We start from the raw sequence: 19,075 nt of genomic DNA on the forward strand, positions 1-19,075 counted from the left end.
CTCGTAGCATTTTCTGGGAGCATATTCGGCATCGAATCTTGCATTCACCCTTGAAGTCCGGTACTCATGTAGTTGCCTACACTCCGTTCCTTCCTTCTTCGGCTTCACGCAACCTGCTCGGTGCTGAAAGCGACCTTTTGATCACGAAGCATCCTATATGGGCTGTTCATCAATTACGAAATCTTCACGATTGTCACATACGCATTGCTTGAAGCCGGTCTCGACCCGGCCCCTTTCCCGTCTGCCCCGTAGAATAAATTTCTCACCGCATTGTCTGCAGCGAATGGTTACCTTTACCCGCACACAAGTCCTCCTTATTTTGGTGATTAAACTGAAAAAAAGAGCATTTGTGTACAGTATTTACCAACACGCTACATATTAATCTCTTCCTCGCGATTAACAGAATGAAACGGAGAGCGCGCATTGGCATGCCGTACCTTGCCCATCCCGTAATACCAGAGAAAGATCATGAGAGGAACAACGAACCATATCCAATAACGAGTCACCATAAGCAATATCAAATCATATACACCGTGCCAGAACAAAGGTATACCTATGGAATACAGCAAATAACGGCGGGAACGGCCTCCTTTTGAAAATTTGGCTTTTCCTAAATAGTAGCCCATTATTACACCAAACAGAGCATGCCCAGATACTGGCAGCAGCGCCCGAATCAGCAGATGCGAGAATGAGGTATAATTCGACCATGCATACAGCACGTTCTCAATCGTGGCAAAACCAAGTGAGACTGCTACCGCGTACAGTATCCCATCATAATGTTCGTCGAACTCGACATGGTTGTAAATCATATGATACAGGACAAACCACTTAACGAACTCTTCGACACCGGCTGAGATGATAAACGAGAATACATAAGGACTATTACCCCACCACTGCACAAGTCCGTACTGAATAATAAGAATGGGAAATACGATTAAAAATCCGAGCAGGAAAATACGAATAACCATATGAATCGGTTCGTAATCGTATCGATCCTTTAAATAAAAGTAAACTAACAAAGCAATTCCCGGGGCAATCGCTGCCGTTAACAATGGCAGGATTGGCGTCGTACTTTCGCTTGTTTGCACGGCCGTTTCTGTGATGCTGGCAACAAAAGTAGTCATGGCCGAAATACAAGTCACGCTTACACCCACCCCCGGTAGCGAGCCGCTTCCGCTATTTTACGGACACCGACCATATAGGCGGCAAGCCTCATGTCAACTTGCTTCGTCTGGTGTACTTCGTACACTTTTAGGAATCCGCGCGTCATTAGCTTCTGCAGCTTCTGCATCACTTCTTCCTCACTCCAATAATAACCTTGATTATTTTGCACCCATTCGAAATAAGACACAATAACGCCTCCACCGCTCGCCAACACATCAGGCACGAGCAGTATCTCTCTATCCGTAACGATCTTCGTCGCTTCAATCGTAGTCGGCCCATTTGCCGCCTCGACAATGATCTGTGCTTGAATTTGATGCGCATTATGTTCGGTGATTTGATTCTCGATCGCTGCAGGTACAAGAATATCGCAAGGCTGAATGAGCAGTTCTTCGTTCGAAATCGTATTTTTGAACAGATTTGTTACCGTACCAAAGGAATCGCGACGGTCAACCAAATCCGGGATATCCAATCCATTCGGGTCATACAACCCGCCGTGCACGTCGGATATGCCGACAACTTTGGCTCCCGCTTCATGCATGAATTTGGACAGATAACTGCCCGCATTGCCGAAGCCCTGCACGATGACACGCGCATCTTTGAGCGGGATCCCCTTCACTTTTAATGCCTCGTAGATCATCATAACAACGCCTTGCGCAGTCGCTGTCTCACGACCTTGCGAGCCCCCGAGCACAATCGGCTTGCCGGTAATGAAGCCAGGAGAATCAAATTCCCGGATAACACTGTACTCATCCACCATCCATGCCATAATTTGCGCATTTGTCATGACATCAGGTGCTGGAATATCCTTCGTTGGCCCGACAATCTGGCTAATCGCGCGAACATAGCCGCGGCTTAATCGTTCCAATTCATTTAAGGACATCCGTCGCGGGTCGCAGATAACCCCGCCTTTCCCGCCTCCATAAGGGAGATCGGCAATTCCGCATTTCAAGCTCATCCAGATGGAAAGCGCCTTAACCTCTTCTTCTGACACCTCTGGATGAAAACGAACCCCGCCTTTAGTCGGACCGACAGCATCGTTGTGCTGAGCTCGGAAACCAGTAAACATCTTCACTTTACCGTCATCCATCCGAACCGGAATACGAACGGTCAGCATACGCAGCGGTTCTTTTAACAAATCGACCATGTCTTGTCCATAACCTAAACGATGTAGAGCTTGCTCGATTACAACTTGTGTAGATTGAAGAAGAGAATTGTGATCTTGTGCGGACATCTTGATTCACCTCATAGAGTTTAGTTAGATAGGCTCATTGATTCTATGATGTTGGTTATGTAGTGTCCAATGAGAGGAAGTCAGCATATATTGATTGACAAGTGATGACAAATTAAAAACAGGGAGCTCACATATTGATGATCCAATAAGCGCTCCCTGTTGACGATGCACGGCGCTTAGACACGTCGCGCTTTGAAATGAGCACAAATTACGGATATCGCATCTTCTGCAATGATGCAGGTACCGTACTCTTCCAAAACAGCGGTTGTTACCGACGTTGCTTCCCCATATTCCGCTAAAATGGCGATAAAGCCGTGCAAGCGATGGGGCTCCATATTGGCCGGTTCCACGTGATATATCCACTGTCCGTTATATTGGTAGAGCGCGCCGGAGACGGGGAATTGACCGTTCACCGTATGAGCCGCTTCGATGAAATGTTCAAAATCACGGAACGCGAACACGATGGTGTCGCTTTCCTCCAGTGTAACTTCCATTTCGTATACGTCGTCCAGTTCATCTTCATCCACACCGTGAGCATGGTGTGATGCGCTGTCCCAACGGGTTCGTGTGACGATGACGACCATGCCTTGTGCAGGCATTGCGAATACTTCTACGGCAAGCGGTCCCGTCGCGTCAAATCCGAGTTCGGTATACGCTTGATCCATCATTTCCGCGAACAACTCCTGCAGCTTAGTCATTTCCTGCCACAGATCCTCGCGTTGGATCCCGCGCTCCGATAAATCGTCGAACGTAAGAAAAATACGGATTTTATCTTGACTTAGACGTTCGATTTTCATGACAGGACCCTCCTTTACAGCTTCGGTTATAACAGATTATGAAGCAACATATAATATGTGCTGAAAATGGTTCTATGTAACTCATGTTATCATTATTTCAAATGTTTTGCACTACATAAAATAGACGCACAAGGTTATGTATGGAAAAGTAAATTATTACAAAAATAAAGCAACCGCTCTAATGCGGTTGCTTCATCGAGTAAACCATAATTAATCCTTAACGATGGACATGCGTAAAGAGGTTCATTCCAGTTAGAAGCAAACGATTAATGAGTTGATTGTTGCTCGATGCTGCTGGCGGATTTCGAACGATCCGCCACTTGGGCCTTGGCGATATTTTGCGACGCCGACTCTGCCGCTGACGACTTATTGGATGCCAACGTCGCCGGAACCGGAGCCAGTCCATTCTCACTCAGAATGGCATCGACTTTTCGTCTAACTTCTGGGTCGCCATCAATCAATGCTTTAATCTGGTCCAAGCTGAACCCGTCGACACTATGCTGCGCTTTCGAATCCATGAGCGTCGTCATGTTGGACATCTTCTTGGTAAGCGCGGAGTCCATTACTTTGTCCTTCGCTTTCCCCATCACATCCTGTACCATGTCGCCTGCGAGTTGAAGCTTGGACTGCAGATTCGCAAGCGAACGGCGATCCGCCATGTACATGCCCGCCAATATTCCGATTGCCGCTCCCGAAATAAATGCATTCACTCTCATGCTGTTTCCTCCTTATTTGTTAGGATCAGTTGTAGTGTGAGCGCCGGATGTGCGAAGCATTCGGATTAATTTTAGGAAACACTGGCTTTGGCTCCGGAGCGGAGTATTATAAAATGCGCTTCCGGCTTGCTGTTCAAGCGAAAAGGCAGATGGGACGTGCCGAATCCCCTGCTGATGAACAGCTTCGTTCGCTGATTGGCTTCGTCTTGAAAATCATACCAGCCCGCTAAATATTTTCGGTAAAACTTGCCCGTTCGCAGCGGACCATACCCCGGAACACATATTTGACCGCCGTGCGTATGACCTGACAGCACCACATCAATGTCCTTGACATCCACCCCCCGCAGAGACAGCGGATCATGAGTAAGAACGATCGTGCAATGCGGTTCGCCTCTCGGCTCGCTCATGGCAAGGCGGATGTCGGTTCTTCCCGAGCTGAAATCATCCCAGCCCGCAATCCATATGAATTCGCCGCTCTGCTCGAGCCGCATCGCTTCATTATCCAATAGCTTAACCCCGATATCCCTCAGATCGTCATCCAATTTGCGGATATCCACTTTATAGTCGTGGTTGCCATGCACCGCGATTACCGGAGCATATTGGCGCAGACAACTCATATTATACAAACATTGTTCTAGCGGAACACCACGCTCAATCATATCCCCGCCGACCAGCACTAGCTCTGCTTTCTCATGCTGTTCCAGTTGCGACATATGCTGCTGTGTCAACATCCTGCGATGGAAATCGGTAATAAAGAACAAGCGGACCCCGTCAAAGGATGACGGCAACCGCTCTAATACCACTTCTTCTTCTGTAATTGTAAGTCCCCGAGCTTCCCACAGCATATACCCGAAGAGAACACCGATAACTGCGATAACACCAATGATAACAGCAGCAAGCATGGCGGATTATCCCTCCAGCGCCATTTTGTGGCGTCCCCATAATAGAAGTCCGACTAATAACCCGATAAACAACAAAAATAGAACATTGTAAAACCAATTCGTCAACTTCGCATAGTCGGAAGGATACAATTCTTTACGAGAGGGTAGAGAACGGTCCTCATCTTCATCTATAGATGGAGAAACGGCAGCGACAGCTGCCATTTCTCTAGCGGATATATCCGCCTGATGATTTGCTGTCTTTGTCTTGATGTTCGAATGATGATCGACTTTTGATTCTGATGTGTCCGTCGTATCTTCCTTCAATTGGCGTAGTGCATCCAGTGCCGGGCTATGTACGATCGAGTCTTGACTGCGAGAGAACCCTCGAAAGGACGGGTCTGAATGATTCTCGCTCATGCTTCCCTCCGAAACCGTATGATAAGTCCCATAATAAGATCAATTACAAAATGAGCCATAATTGGAGCCCACAATGTTCCCGTCCATTCATAGACGATCCCCAAAGCGTAACTGATTAAAAATACCATCAAGGTCGGGAGCCAGTGGCGTAAATACCGAACATGGATGGTTGCAAACATAATGCTGGTCCAGTACGGGCCAAACGCATGCTGTACAGCTCCCCGGAAGAGCATTTCTTCGCATACTCCTACTATAAAGGAGATGACGAAAATGTGCCATACCGGACGCTTGCGAAACAGCTTCTCATTGACTCCACCATCATCGTTCAGTTCCTCCGGCACGAAGCGGGATATCGCAATATCGAACAGTACGACAGCAACGGCGAGGCCACATCCCCACCACAACCAAGTCCAGCCTTCCGGCAAGCTTAGCAGCTTGAACGGATTTCTTCCTTGCAGCCAAATCCATACCAAGCCTATCGTAAGGGTTATGGCCTGAGTCAAATATAAGTTAATTAGCAAAATGCGGTCGTCTAAGTCTTGTACATTGACCTGTCGCGACTTGAAGTTTTTCCATTTTTGTTTCATTCCATCCCTGCCTAACCAATTCTGTTTAAATATGAACCAATAGATGAATCATAGCAGAAACTTTAAGAATCATTCAACCTTAGCTGGCGAAAAGAGAAAATCTTTACGTAAAATGCTATGTGTTGTGTTTTTGTTCGTTATAACGAGGCAAAATAAGCGTTTTCACTCATTTCAAAGATTTCATTTTCGTTTTTTCAACCTATTGACACTATTCTGGAAGCATGGTACATTAAGTAAAATTTCATGAGTTAATACGGTGAAGGAAACGAACGGGCAAAGAAGCCTACAGAGAGCCGATGTTAGGTGGGAATCGGCGGTGGATTGTCATGTTCCAGCGTTCCGGAGTTGTTGCGCTGAATTCGAATAGTTAGTAGGCGTGAACGGTTCGAACCCGATATCGTTCGTTATCTCTTTATGAGATGAAAAGGCTGTTTGTGTGAACGAACAGCGAATAAGGGTGGCACCACGAAAGAAGACTCTCGTCCCTTACTACGGTCGTAGTATGCGGATGGGAGTTTTTTTATATGTAAACATAGTTCTAAAGGAGGAGAAACCATGTTTAAAGTGTTAGTTTCGGATCCGATTAGCGATTTCGGGATTCAGCAGTTGGTGGATGCACAGGATGTTACGGTAGTAAAGCAAACGGGATTGTCGGAAGACGAGCTGGTGGAAATTATCGGAGAGTATGACGCGCTGTTGGTACGAAGCCAGACACGCGTTACCCCGCGTATTATGGAAGCAGCCAAGAAAATGAAAGTTATTGGACGCGCAGGGGTCGGTGTCGATAACATCGATCTGCAGGCGGCGACACAGCGCGGAATTATTGTCATTAATGCTCCGGACGGAAATACAATTACGACGTGTGAGCATGCCTTTGCGATGATGATGGCGCTTGCCCGCCACATCCCGCAAGCTTACGTGAAGACGATTAGCGGCGTATGGGACCGCAAATCGTTCCTCGGCGTAGAGCTGTCGAACAAGACGCTGGGCGTCCTCGGCATGGGCCGTATCGGCAGCGAGGTAGCGAAGCGGGCCAAAGCATTCGGGATGGAAGTGATGGGCTTCGATCCGTTTATGACGGAGGAGCGAGCCGAGAAGCTTGGTATTAAACTCGGTTCGGTAGACGAAATTATCCGTGCGGCGGATTTCCTTACCGTCCATACACCGCTGACGGCCGAGACGCGCCACATGATTTCTCGCCCGCAGTTCGAAGTGATGAAGCCAGACATGCGCATTATTAACTGCGCGCGCGGCGGCATCATCGATGAGTATGCGCTCATCGAAGCATTAGATGAAGGCATCGTTGCTGGTGCAGCCTTCGACGTCTTCGAAGCGGAACCGCCGCAGGCGGACCATCCGTTCCTGCACCATCCCAAGGTCATTGTAACCCCTCACTTGGGTGCATCGACCGTGGAAGCGCAAGAGAACGTGGCCGTGGACGTATCGGAGCAGGTGCTTCATATTTTACGCAATGAACCATTCAAGAACGCGGTCAACATGCCGCCTGTGCCGGCAAATGTTCTTAAAAAGATTCAGCCGTACTTCGGTCTTGCCGAGAAGTTGGGGCAATTCGTCTCCCAAATGGCCAAAAGTGCCGTCCATGAGATCGTCGTCAACTATTCCGGTGACTTGGCTGAAGTGGACACGCAGCCGATTACACGCGAAATCGTCAAGGGCATTCTTTCCCAGCATTTAGGCTCGGACGTTAATGTCGTGAATTCCATGCACTTGGCAAAAGTGAGAGACATCAACATCATTGTGCAAAAATCGCACATCGCAAAGGGCTTCACCAATCTGCTCTCGGTAACGCTTCGGACAAGTTCGGAAGAGCGTCTGGTAGCCGGTACGCTGTTAAATGGATACGGCGAGCGAATCGTGCAAATCGACAAATATCCAGTAGATATCGCGCCAGAAGGCCATATTTTGCTCATCTCGCATAATGACAAGCCTGGGGTTATCGGAACGGTCGGCACATTGCTCGGCTCCAATGACGTCAATATCGCGACGATGCAGGTCGGACGGAAAATTGTCGGCGGCTCAGCCATCATGGTATTGTCTGTCGATAAGATGATTTCGAAAGATGTGCTTGTGCAACTGAAAAACAATGCGGATATTATTAAAGCGAAGGAAATCGTGCTGTAACGCAGTAACGTAATACGTGCGTGTTCAGCCTCTATAAAATTGTTCCACGACGAACAAGATTTATAGTAAAAAAACGCGTTACTCTGACAGCAACTGAGATGCAGATCTCAACAAAAAACTCCCTTCTCTGCCGAAATGGCGGGAAGGGAGTTGTCGTTTGTTAGTCATTTTTCATCTTCTGGTGCACGAACAGGCACCGCAAAGGAGAATGTTGTCCCTTGTCCCAACGCGCTGTCGACACGTAAGATGCCGTTGTGGGCTTCAATAATGTTTTTGACGATGGCTAGTCCCAGCCCCGTACCGCCAGAAGCCCCTCTCTTACGGGCCTTATCGGCTTTGTAGAAGCGTTCAAAGATGTAGGGAACGTCTTCCGAAGGAATGCCTTGACCATGGTCTTCAATATGAATCCACAGCAGTTCCTCTCCGCCTGACGACACCGTTCGTTCGGTACGAATTCGTATTTCTTCCCCTGACGAAGAATGACGGAGCGCATTGTCGAGCAAATTCGTCAACACCTGCTCCAAGCGATCTTCGTCCGCAACAGGCAGGACAGGATCCTCCGCATCCAATGACATGTGCAAGGGTATGTCTCTTTCTTTGGCAATAACGGAAAACTTGCGGTATACGCGATGAATGAGCTCATGCACATCCGCTTCGCTCCAATGCATAGGCAAGTGTCCCGCCTCCATGCGGGCCAAATCCAATAAATCCTTGACCAAACGCCCCATGCGCAGCGATTCGTCATGAATGACTTGAACTAATTCCTGCCGTTCCTCTGGCGAAGCCGCAATATCGTCCAGCAGCGCTTCGCTGTATCCTTGCAGCATCGACAGCGGCGTCCGAATCTCATGTGAGACGTTCGCCACGAAGTCCTTGCGCAGCTTCTCAAGCCGCACCTCCTCCGTCACATCGCGCAGCACGGCTACAGCTCCGCGCACGCGGCTGTCGGCATGAAGCGGCCCCACGATGACAGACCATACTTCCTGTCTGACATGGACGCGCGTTGACACTTCTTCGCCTTCTCGAATGACCTTCTGGAACAGCGGCTTCATCGGGACGGGAACTGATGAAGGATCGGACGGCTCTACGTCGACATTCCACTCCATCGAATTCCAACGGTTCAAAATCGCTTCCCCATGCGGGTTGGCGAGAAGCATGCTCCCTGAAGCGTCAAATGTAATGACCGCATCAGTCATACTCCGCAGCACGCTCGCCAAATGCTCCTTCTCGTGCTGCAAATCCTGAATCGTCATCTTCAGCTCTTCGGCCATGTGGTTGAACGTGCGCGACAATTCCCCAATCTCATCGGAGGAAGGGATCGTGACGCGCGTCGAATAATCGCCCTGGCGAATCGTATCGGCAGCCTGCTTCAGCTTGCGAAGCGGCTGCGTAATTTTAGTAAATAGAAACAAAGCGAAAAAGGTCGTGAGCGAGAACCCGGTAATAGCGGTATATACGAATAATTGTTTTATATCGTTAGGATGGGTAAAGTTGCTATCGATATATGGAAGCAAGTATACACCCAACGTGGCCATGACGACTGCAACGAGACCGATGATGGTCATCCACAGCTTGCCGACTACACTGCGCCAAAATTTCACGATTATTTCGGCACCTCTAACTTGTAACCGACGCCCCACACGGTCGTGATCATCGTAGCCGCTTCCGGTGAAACTTTGTTTAATTTCTCGCGCAACCGCTTCACATGGGTATCAACCGTACGCAAATCGCCGAAAAATTCATAATTCCATACATCCTTCAACAATTCTTCACGCGAAAACACTTTATCCGGAGACACGGCTAAATAATGAAGCAGCTCATATTCCTTTGGAGTCAGGCTGATTTCATGTCCGCCTGCCGTCACCCGGTGGGCATCATGCTCGATAATCAGGTGAGGAAATACGATGTTGTTGCTTGCTTTTGGATCGTTCGTCAAAAATGCCGTAGCCGATGAGCGACGCAGCACTGCCTTGACGCGATATATCACCTCTCGCGGACTGAACGGCTTCACCACGTAATCATCCGCCCCGACCTCAAAGCCTTGCACCCGGTTCATCTCTTCGCCCTTGGCAGTGAGCATGATAACCGGTGTCGCTTTGACTTGTCTCAAGCGGGTGCACACTTCGATTCCATCTATGCCAGGAAGCATGACATCCAGCAGTATTAGGTCGTAATCCTCGCCAACCGCTTTGCGAAGCGCAATTTCACCATCCTCCGCTTCCTCAATTTCGTAGCCTTCCTTCTCCAGGTACATCTTAAGCAGGCGACGAATCCGTTCTTCATCATCTACGACCAAGATGCGGTTCACTTGTTCGGACATGAACGACTCTCCTTCCAACGGTATCAAAAAGTATGAACGACTGAAGTTCAGCAGGACAGAAGCCGCAGTCGTTCGACCGAATCGTTATCGGCGCAATGGTCAGACTCCAGAATAAGAATGAAGCCCGGAAATGACGAGATTGACGCCGACAAGCGTAAACATCACTATCAGGAGGCCGATAACGGCCAACCATGAAGATTTTGCGCCATGCCAGCTGCGGGACAAGCGCAGGTGAAGATAGGCGCTGTAATACAACCATGTAATGAGCGCCCACACTTCTTTTGGATCCCAGCCCCAGAAGCGGGACCAGGCGATTTGTGCCCAAATCATGGCAAAGACCAGTGCCCCTAATGTAAAGACAGGGAATCCGATGGCGATGGAACGATAACTGATTTCATCTACCAGATCGGGATCTAACCCCTGCACCAGCGGACTGATAGCTTTTGCAATCGGTTTGCGCAAGATGAGCCGGATTGCCGCATACAGCACAAGTCCGGCAAGAAGTGACCAAATAACCGTATTCAGCTTACGTCCCGCCTGCACCCCTTTCATCCAGCCAGGAGCTTCCATCAGCGGCAGCTTCATGCCGATAAAGCTCGGCACCGCTTCTAAAGAGCTTTCTTCACTGTTGTAAGGTGCAATCAAAGGCGGCATCGTGTACGTAACCGATTCTATTTTACTATTGATTTGGCCGTTTTCGACCGTTTCCACTTTTTGATTGACGATCACTTCATAGTCCGCGGCGCGGAAGCTGAATACGACAGCAATGAAGCCGATAACAACAATTATACATCCCATTGTGAATTCGAGCCAACGTTGTGAACGCCGGTCGCTTCCCGAATCCCAACGCACCGTCCGCAGCAAATAGAGCAGTGCGGCTACGAAGGCGACGGCAAAAAAAGCATAGCCGAGCGCTGCCAACGTAACGTGTATTTTCAACCAGACCGAATCGAGCTGAGGAATCAAAGGCTGCACTTCACTCGGGAAGACAGAAGCATAAGCCATAATAATGACGGCCAGCGGAACCGCAAATGCGCCAAGCACCGCCGAACGATAAATGAGATACATGACGACAAATGCGCCGATAATCATCATCGCCAAGAACGACATGAACTCGTACATGTTGCTGACCGGGATATGTCCCGCTCCAATCCAGCGAGAGATAAAATAGACGAGCTGACTGCCAAAGCCGATGGCCGTTACGGTAAATGAAATTCTGCCCCACCTGCGCTCATGGCGCGCCCGGTCGTGTGTCTTCATTTTTTTGCCCGGCATCGCATAGACGAACAGGATGAATGAAATACAAAATAAGAAGAACGCGACTACATATGCGTCCTGGCTCAATTCTAATGACGTCACGCCTTACTCCCCCCACGATCGATAGATTTAGCATCGACTTCAATGTCCACTGCTTGCAAAGCTCGGGCGACTTCATTCCGAAGCCCATACCAGTTCTTGTTCGTATGCGCTCCGAGCGCCAGCTGTTGCCCATCCAATCGCAGCCATATGCGGCGGTGCTGCCAGTAGAAGCCCATAATAAGGCCAATCATGCTGATGGCAGCTCCTATCCAAATGAACGGCATCGCTGTATCTTTGCGCACATTCAGATAGCTGGTGGATTCAGACAGTGTTACATCGTTCATCGATTGGACATGCAAATCGAACTTGTTGGCTATTTCGCCATTGATGACGTCTTGCTGAAACTTCACTTTGTCTTTTTGAAGAGGGAAATACATATATGGCTCGCCCTCGTTCGGCAGGCCCGGACCTTTAATCATAAAGATAAAGGCAGGTGCATTCGGGTCTTGAGACTTCGTTGTCGGTTTCCCATTCTCATCAAGTCCGAAATCCATAAATTTGTGGGTGAGTTCTAAGGTGTAAGGACCGACTTCATAGTGGGTCTCCGTACGATTGATCTTCAGCTCGAACTGTCCGTACACTTCCCCAGTCTGCGGATTCTCCAGCACTGGCTTTACTGCGACGAGTCTTGGTGTCAGATCGAAGTCGAATTGATACACCATCAAGCCTTCATACTCCAATGGCTCGTTCACGCGTATATCATGCTTCATCACTTCTTCTAGTACCGGTTCGGCGGCGAGTTCATCGCATTTATCCACGCAGCGATACAACGTCGCCTTAGTCTCGAACAACTTCGCTATGACACGGCCTTCCTTGACGAATTGCTCGGGCATGTCCTCCTCGCCATAATATTCAACCGTAAAGTGGTCATTCTGCAAATAAAACGGCGTACCCGGTATTTCCTTCGGCTGACCTTGCGGAAAAGCATCATAGTATTCCATATGCCATCCTGGAATGCTGCGGGCCAGAACAGCCAACAAAAAGATAATAAGCCCGATATGGTTTATGTATGGACCCCAACGGCTGAAGCGATTTTTCTCCGCCAAGAGCGCATCCTCATCGCGGACGATCTTGTACCCTCGCTTCTTGAGCGACTTGCTCATCCCGTCGAGCCAAGTATTCGGTGAATCCTGTATGTCGCCTTGGTACACAATGCGCTGACGGGTGATGAATTGCCCATGCTTGCGCACTTTCTGCTTATGCAAGGCGCGATATAACGGCAGCACCCGATCCAGACTGCAGATGACGAGCGACGCCCCAATCATGACGAGCAGCGTAATAAACCACCAAGACTCGTAGGTATGGGACAAGCCGAGCAAGTAATAAATGTGCCCCATTGTCCCATACGATTGCTTATAGTACAACGAAGCGTCAATATTGATGAACTGGCTTTCCTGCGGGTAGATCGTGCCGAACATCGAGCCTATCAGTGTGATGACGATTAAATAAACCGCTACCTTGACGGATGAGAAAAAGTTCCAAATGCGATCGATAATGGACGGATTCGCTTTTTGCGATTTTCGCGCAACTCCGTCATACCGCATCTCTAGGACTTCATCCAATGCGGGTTCCTCATGCTGCGGCTTCCCGCACGCTTCGCAGAGAACGGTTCCAATTGCGTTCTGGTGGCCGCATTCGCATTTCGTATTGTCGAACCGCACTACATTGTCCTCCTTCCATTATCGATTATCATTGTCCCGTTATCTCCTGAAGATATTTATCCAGTTGAGATTGGGTGAGTTCACCGATATGGATGGCGTGAACTTTACCGTCCGGCTTCACGAAAAATGTGGTCGGGAGCGGTCGAATCCCAAACGCTTCCGTTACTTTCTTCTTCTGATCAAGCAGCATTGTAAAGTGCACATTGACCTTTTTCATATAATTTTGTACGACCAATGGATCTTCGCCATAGTTAATTCCGACGATTTCAACATTTTTGGCCTTCCACTCATCCGAGCCCTTCTGCAGCGTCGGCATTTCCCGTTCGCACGGCTCGCACCACGAGCCCCAGAAATTGAGCACGAGCGCCTTGCCCTTGTAATCCCCCAGCTTCACGACGCTGCCGTTCAATTGCTGCAATGGCAGATCCGGGATCGTGCTGCCTTCCTTCGGCGCCTCCGGCTTCTTGAAGGCAGAGCTTACGGCGAAGCCGCCGAGTACGAGAATGACGACCAAGATGATGATCTGGGTTGTTTTATTCCGCTTGCCCATTACCAACGCCCTTTCCAGAAGTTGTTCAAAAAGCCCCTTTTGATCACGAAGCATCCCAAGATGTGATTCGACATCAGCTGAAAATGGTTCTTCTTGAATTCGCACTTCTATGACATTATTCACATTTTAGAGGAAGATTTTCAACAAATTCATTACACCACTCACGATCATTATAATTCAAAGACCAGCGGTCATATCTTCCTCAATATGAAAATTATGTGTCTTAGCCAAGGGCAGATATAATGGCGCGGTTCGTTCCGTTAAGGGGTACGATTCGACAAGAGCACCATTTGCAGCTCATTTACTTCAGACTTGGTCAAATGGCGATATTTCCCGCGCGCGATGCCTTGCAGCGTAATATTGGCGAATTGAACCCGCTTTAATTTAATGACTGGATGACCGATTGTATCAAACATGCGGCGGACTTGGCGGTTACGCCCTTCGTGAATGATGACACTAATGGTTGCAATATTACGTTCCATATCAACATCGTGATATTCGACTTCCGCAGGCTGAGTCATACCGTCATCCAACATGACGCCTTTCTTCAGCTTCTCCAACGCATCCCCGTGTGGAACACCTTTCACTGTTACATGATAAATCTTCGCCACATGATGGCGTGGATGCGTCAAGCGATTGGCTAAGTCACCGTCGTTCGTCAGGAGCAGTAATCCTTCGGAATCGTAGTCCAGACGTCCGACAGGATATACACGTGTGCCAACGCCTTTAATAAAGTCGATAACCGTTTTGCGTCCTTCTGGGTCCGATGTGCTCGTAATTACACCCTTCGGCTTGTGGAACGCCAAGTAGACTTTATCCGTCTTCACTCTGAGCGGCTTGCCGTTCACCGTTATGACATCACTGGCAGGGTTCGCCTTCACTCCGAGAGTCGTAACAACCTCCCCGTTCAATTCAACCTTGCCGGCTAATATAAGTTCTTCGCATTTTCGACGCGATGCTATACCTGCATTCGCTAAAATCTTCTGTAAACGTTCTTCCATATACGTTTGTCACCTCATGATAATGATATCCTTTTGTGAACAATACCACAAGAAGGACTGTTCAAAATGTTGTCGAATTTGGTTGTCGAATTGACAAGATACGTAAGCAGCTGTCCCAAAAGTAGATAAATACACGTGAGGGATACTTGTTCTCGATAGTACGTGCTGCATTGCTCCCTCTCAACCTATCCTTCTGCAGACAAAAACAGGGACTGTCCTTCAGGTCATACAGACCTTTTAAGACAGTCCTTGGTCATTCATTTCTTTCAAGCTATATAGATATTATCCTGATATGAAGCCAAATACAAGCAAACATACGATAATGGCTGCCACAAAGCCTACCAGATCAGAGAAGAGTCCGACTTTGAGCGCATAGCGCCCGTTGCGGATGCCTACGGCCCCGAAGTACACAGTCAGCACATACAGCGTCGTATCCGTACTGCCTTGGATCGTAGAAGCGATTCGTCCGATGAGTGAATCAGAACCATACGTCTTAATCAAATCCGTCGTAAACGCCAACGAACCGGCCCCGGTTATCGGCCGCAGAAAAGCGAGCGGCATCACCTCGCTCGGCACACCAAGCATATCGAGCAGCGGCCGGAACAGACTGACCATCCAATCCATTGCCCCTGAGGCGCGAAAAACGCTAATCGCCACCATCATCCCCACTAAGGTTGGGATAATATTAATCGAGGTCTGAAAACCGTCCTTTGCGCCTTCGACGAACGTTTCATAGACGGGCACGCGGCGAAAATAAGCGTATAGGGGAATAAATACGACAATGGCTGGAATGGCCCATGCAGATATCGTGGTAACAAAAGAATACATGAGCGAACCGTCCTTTCCGAAGCATTACAGAAGCTGCAGATAGATAAGTCCGTAGATTGCAATGGCGGCGCATGCCGTCATACGACCGTGCGTCATATCATTAATCCGGCACTGGAGGCAACTCCACGCTGGCTTGAGCCGGCAGTCCAGACTTGCGGCGTGTCGTCATTCCTGGCGGTGCATTGCTGCGCCGTCGATACCATCGATCCGCCGCAATGGCCGCACACGTGGCGACAATCGTGGCCAGCAAGGTCGTGCCGACAATTTCCGCTGGGTTCTCCGAGCCGAAATTCATCCGAATCGCAATCAAGGTCGTCGGAATAAGCGTAATGCTTGACGTATTAATGGCCAGCAAGGTGCACATGGCAGGACTCGCCGTGTCTTTGCTCGGATTTAATTTCTGCAGCTCCTGCATGGCGCGAATCCCCATCGGAGTAGCAGCATTGCCAAGACCTAACAGGTTCGCGCTCATGTTCGACATGATGAAGCCTAAGGCCGGATGGTTCCGCGGCACATCTGGGAACAAATACCGCACGATAGGCCCAAGCGCCTTGGCCAAACGCTTCAATAATCCTGCGTCTTCCGCGATGCGCATCATACCAAGCCAGAACACCATGACGCTAATCAGACCGAAGCTGACGGTCACCCCCGTTTTTGCACCGTCGAACACTGCCTCTGTGACCGCCTCAATACGGCCTTGAGCAGCAGCCGCGATAAAGCCGACTAGCAGCATAAACATCCAAATGGCATTTACAATCGTTTCCGCCTCCTATTGAAGATGAGATTATGCGCCGAATAGCGAACCAACCACATAGCGCATTTTTGCGAACCACTTGCCCACAAGCGTAGCAGCCTGTCCTTCATAAGATGGCATGGACGACGCAGGCGAGGAGGCGGAGGCATTGGAATCCGTTAACGGAACCGTTGCGATCACGTTGTCATCCAGCTTCACGATGAGCCGTCCGCGGTGACCTAAACGAGCATCCAGACTGTTTTTGTCCAGAATGCTCACAGCCGTCACAATGCGCTCTCGCTCTCCTGCACTTATCGGATAAGCAACCTCACTTGATGTTTGCAAGGGATATCCTTCAATTTCCTGCCCCTTTTCCACCAACGACGTCATCGGAAACGCTTGGAAGCCATAATTAAGCAGCCGTGAGTGGTCTACCCAATCGCTCGAATCATTCAAGGTGACCGCCACCAATTGCTGTCCGTCTCGCGTGGCTGAGCTAACAAGACAGCGCAAAGCATCTGACGTATATCCCGTCTTCACACCGTCCGCCCCCTCATACAAGCGAAGCATTTTGTTCTTGTTCATCCATTTGTAATCCCACTTCTCATACGGATTCGGGGCCATCTTCACCTGAGTGCGCACGATATCACGAAAGATGCTGTTATGAAGCGCGTAGGCGGATAATTGGGCGAGCTCATTAGCCGTTGTGTAATGTCCTTCTGCATCGAGTCCGTGCGGGTTGCGGAATTGCGTGTGCTCTAACCCAAGCATCTTGGCTTTCTCATTCATCATATAAACGAACCCTTCCTCTGACCCGCCCACATGTTCTGCGATCGCAACCGCTGCATCATTGCCCGAGCGCAGCATTAATCCGTACAACAGATGGTTCAGACTCATCTCTTCGCCAAGCCTTAAATATATCGAGGAGCCTTCTTTTCCGAACGCCTTTCCGCTAACCTTCACTTTGTCACTGAGACGGCCATGTTCAATCGCCACGATCGCCGTCATAATCTTGGTGGTGCTTGCCATTGGCAGCATCGCGTCACCGTTATGGCTAAATAGCAATCGGCCTGTCTTGACATCGATTAATGCCGCAGCCTTAGCATTCGTGGATGGCAGTGAAATGCGTGCAGGCTTCTGACCGGACGGAACTGGCTTCGTCGTCTGGATAGTCGCTTCCGTATCGTTCGGCGAAGCGGGTTGTCCGAACACTTCTACGGTCCCCATTCCCATCAGCACCATACTGATGAGGAGCACTTTCGCAACTTGTCCCACGTATGGAAATCTGTTCATAAGTTCCTCCTTCACATTCGTACCGGTCAAGTTGTTTCATATGTATGCTTACGCGAGACCAGGTATGTATAATTTCTTTGCTTGCAACGGGCTAACGCATTAAGGCGCCAAGCTCGCTGTCTCCTTCAGAGCCATTCCCGGGAACGGCTTTTTTAAGGACAGTGAACTTGACGCCAATCGTTGTGTCGTGTTCTTCTACGGCAAAATGATATCTTCACCTGGCACAGGTTTCGATTGGGATGGCGAGCGTCTTATCATCGCCTCAATGCGATCCAGCACTTTTGGCGTGACGTCAATAATTTTTTCCAATAGATGCGTTTGATTATCGAGCGACACTACATTGATACCTTGCGGACCAACGACTAAAAATGCGATGGGCGTAATGCATACACCGCCCCCGCTCCCTCCCCCAAAAGGCTTGGCAGCGGGCGGATGGTGCTGCGCTCCAGGTTCTCTACGCTGGAGTTCTTTCTCTTCGATGCGAAAATCGCTTCCGCCCGCAGCGAATCCCAATGCGACCCGGCTAATCGGCAATATTACGCTGCCGTCAGGTGTTTGCACCGGATCCCCTACAATTGCGTTGACATCCACCATAGCTTTGATATTCTCAAAGGCGGCGTGCATTAAGCCTTCGATAGGATGTTCCGCCATGTTCTGACTCCTCCTTCTGCGCGAACGATGCGGATGATTAGCTTAAAAACGACACTTATAGCGTGTGCGGTGCGAATTTTTGTTATACAGACAAGTCTCGTGGAAAAATACGGATGATTGTAATGCGGGATCACATCCAGATCGGGATGGCGGTGGAAACGGATATGTCTCGTCAAAAATCCTACCAGCAGGCTTTTGGCAGACCAAGAAGCTCCTGTCACGATTCCCGTCGCCGCAGGGTTGCGCAGGCCGATTTCCGTATCCCATATCAGCGAATCGCACTTTACTTTATCCAGCGCTTCACCGACCCACTCCATAAAATCAAGCGTATGATGGAGAAGCCTCTTCACTTTCTCGGCATAATAACGCAGTATTCGCTTATTGATGCGCCCTTTCTGTTTACGGGCATGGCCGGTTCCTACATTGTCTTTCTTATGAACTCGTATATTAAAACCTTCATCCCAATCGACAAAGCGAATCGAGCGCCATTCATACCGCAATCGAACCCGGCCGAACAAGAAGCGGATAAATACGGCAATGCGGTCATGCTTGCCTGACTTATGAATGACAATTTTACACTCGACAGATGAGGCAAGTATGCAGATCAACAGCAGAAGAAGCACGATGATGACTACCGTCCCTATAATCATATGGTATGCCTCCCCCCATTTCCTGAACTAACCGTATTATGGCCTTTCATCCAACTGAGCATACTTTCTGTATTCAAAATTCATCCATTACATG

19 protein-coding genes and 1 other annotated feature are annotated in these 19,075 nt (G+C 49.2%); of the genes, 1 reads left to right on the top strand and 18 read right to left on the bottom strand.

Going from position 1 to position 19,075, the window contains the following annotated elements:
• Positions 1–371 precede the first annotated feature (371 nt).
• The 7 genes from prsW to LQV63_RS09660 all read right to left on the bottom strand — a co-directional run bounded on the left by prsW (position 372) and on the right by LQV63_RS09660 (position 5,793).
• Positions 372–1,142 (bottom strand): glutamic-type intramembrane protease PrsW, encoded by a 771-nt coding sequence (prsW, locus tag LQV63_RS09630; RefSeq protein WP_233696518.1) that lies wholly within the window; start codon positions 1,140–1,142, stop codon positions 372–374.
• A 2-nt stretch (positions 1,143–1,144) separates the two neighbouring features.
• Entirely contained in the window at positions 1,145–2,395 is a 1,251-nt protein-coding gene (locus LQV63_RS09635; RefSeq protein ID WP_019420098.1) for a Glu/Leu/Phe/Val family dehydrogenase, read from the bottom strand.
• Between the two features lie 176 nt (positions 2,396–2,571).
• Positions 2,572–3,192, bottom strand: coding sequence for a genetic competence negative regulator (locus LQV63_RS09640; RefSeq protein WP_019420097.1), 621 nt, complete (start codon positions 3,190–3,192; stop codon positions 2,572–2,574).
• A gap of 266 nt (positions 3,193–3,458) precedes the next feature.
• Positions 3,459–3,908, bottom strand: coding sequence for a DNA-directed RNA polymerase (locus LQV63_RS09645; RefSeq protein ID WP_233696519.1), 450 nt, complete (start codon positions 3,906–3,908; stop codon positions 3,459–3,461).
• 71 nt (positions 3,909–3,979) lie between these two features.
• On the bottom strand, positions 3,980–4,810 hold the full coding sequence (locus tag LQV63_RS09650) for a metallophosphoesterase (protein WP_233696520.1): 831 nt from the start codon (positions 4,808–4,810) through the stop codon (positions 3,980–3,982).
• 6 nt (positions 4,811–4,816) lie between these two features.
• Positions 4,817–5,206, bottom strand: a complete 390-nt coding sequence (locus LQV63_RS09655) for a hypothetical protein (RefSeq protein WP_019420094.1) — start codon at positions 5,204–5,206, stop codon at positions 4,817–4,819.
• Positions 5,203–5,793: a type II CAAX endopeptidase family protein gene (locus LQV63_RS09660; RefSeq protein WP_019420093.1), complete on the bottom strand. Its 591-nt coding sequence runs from the start codon at positions 5,791–5,793 to the stop codon at positions 5,203–5,205. The genes LQV63_RS09655 and LQV63_RS09660 overlap by 4 nt, the downstream gene beginning before the upstream one ends.
• Positions 5,794–6,040: 247 nt before the next feature.
• Positions 6,041–6,283, top strand: a binding site (T-box leader).
• Between the two features lie 65 nt (positions 6,284–6,348).
• Between LQV63_RS09660 and serA the strand changes: the two genes are divergently transcribed.
• Entirely contained in the window at positions 6,349–7,935 is a 1,587-nt protein-coding gene (serA, locus tag LQV63_RS09665; protein WP_233696521.1) for a phosphoglycerate dehydrogenase, read from the top strand.
• Positions 7,936–8,099: 164 nt separating this feature from the next.
• Here the strand turns inward: serA and LQV63_RS09670 are convergent, their stop codons facing one another.
• From LQV63_RS09670 to LQV63_RS09720, 11 genes are all read right to left on the bottom strand, one after another.
• Positions 8,100–9,536 (bottom strand): HAMP domain-containing sensor histidine kinase, encoded by a 1,437-nt coding sequence (locus LQV63_RS09670; protein WP_233696522.1) that lies wholly within the window; start codon positions 9,534–9,536, stop codon positions 8,100–8,102.
• Positions 9,537–9,538: 2 nt separating this feature from the next.
• Positions 9,539–10,255 carry a response regulator transcription factor gene (locus LQV63_RS09675; protein ID WP_233696523.1) on the bottom strand — a complete coding sequence of 239 codons (717 nt, stop codon included), beginning with the start codon at positions 10,253–10,255 and terminating at the stop codon, positions 9,539–9,541.
• A gap of 99 nt (positions 10,256–10,354) precedes the next feature.
• On the bottom strand, positions 10,355–11,614 hold the full coding sequence (ccsB, locus tag LQV63_RS09680; RefSeq protein WP_019420089.1) for a c-type cytochrome biogenesis protein CcsB: 1,260 nt from the start codon (positions 11,612–11,614) through the stop codon (positions 10,355–10,357).
• Positions 11,611–13,275, bottom strand: a complete 1,665-nt coding sequence (gene resB / locus LQV63_RS09685; protein ID WP_019420088.1) for a cytochrome c biogenesis protein ResB — start codon at positions 13,273–13,275, stop codon at positions 11,611–11,613. The genes ccsB and resB overlap by 4 nt, the downstream gene beginning before the upstream one ends.
• A gap of 28 nt (positions 13,276–13,303) precedes the next feature.
• Positions 13,304–13,825 (bottom strand): thiol-disulfide oxidoreductase ResA, encoded by a 522-nt coding sequence (resA, locus tag LQV63_RS09690; protein WP_233696524.1) that lies wholly within the window; start codon positions 13,823–13,825, stop codon positions 13,304–13,306.
• 260 nt (positions 13,826–14,085) lie between these two features.
• A complete protein-coding gene (locus LQV63_RS09695; protein ID WP_233696525.1) occupies positions 14,086–14,826 on the bottom strand; it encodes a pseudouridine synthase in 741 nt (246 codons plus the stop codon).
• A gap of 282 nt (positions 14,827–15,108) precedes the next feature.
• Positions 15,109–15,654, bottom strand: a complete 546-nt coding sequence (locus tag LQV63_RS09700; protein ID WP_233696526.1) for a spore maturation protein — start codon at positions 15,652–15,654, stop codon at positions 15,109–15,111.
• A 100-nt stretch (positions 15,655–15,754) separates the two neighbouring features.
• Complete coding sequence (locus LQV63_RS09705; RefSeq protein ID WP_233696593.1) at positions 15,755–16,411, bottom strand: nucleoside recognition domain-containing protein; 657 nt, start codon at positions 16,409–16,411, stop codon at positions 15,755–15,757.
• 27 nt (positions 16,412–16,438) lie between these two features.
• A complete protein-coding gene (locus LQV63_RS09710) occupies positions 16,439–17,680 on the bottom strand; it encodes a D-alanyl-D-alanine carboxypeptidase family protein (RefSeq protein ID WP_233696527.1) in 1,242 nt (413 codons plus the stop codon).
• Between the two features lie 195 nt (positions 17,681–17,875).
• Positions 17,876–18,331, bottom strand: coding sequence for a GerW family sporulation protein (gene ytfJ / locus LQV63_RS09715; RefSeq protein WP_233696528.1), 456 nt, complete (start codon positions 18,329–18,331; stop codon positions 17,876–17,878).
• Positions 18,304–18,981 carry a DUF2953 domain-containing protein gene (locus LQV63_RS09720; protein WP_233696529.1) on the bottom strand — a complete coding sequence of 226 codons (678 nt, stop codon included), beginning with the start codon at positions 18,979–18,981 and terminating at the stop codon, positions 18,304–18,306. Before LQV63_RS09720 ends, ytfJ begins: the two co-directional genes overlap by 28 nt.
• Positions 18,982–19,075: the final 94 nt, after the last annotated feature.

Origin of the sequence: Paenibacillus profundus, from assembly GCF_021369635.1 — a bacterium.
Classification (GTDB): Bacteria; Bacillota; Bacilli; order Paenibacillales; family Paenibacillaceae; genus Paenibacillus_B; species Paenibacillus_B profundus.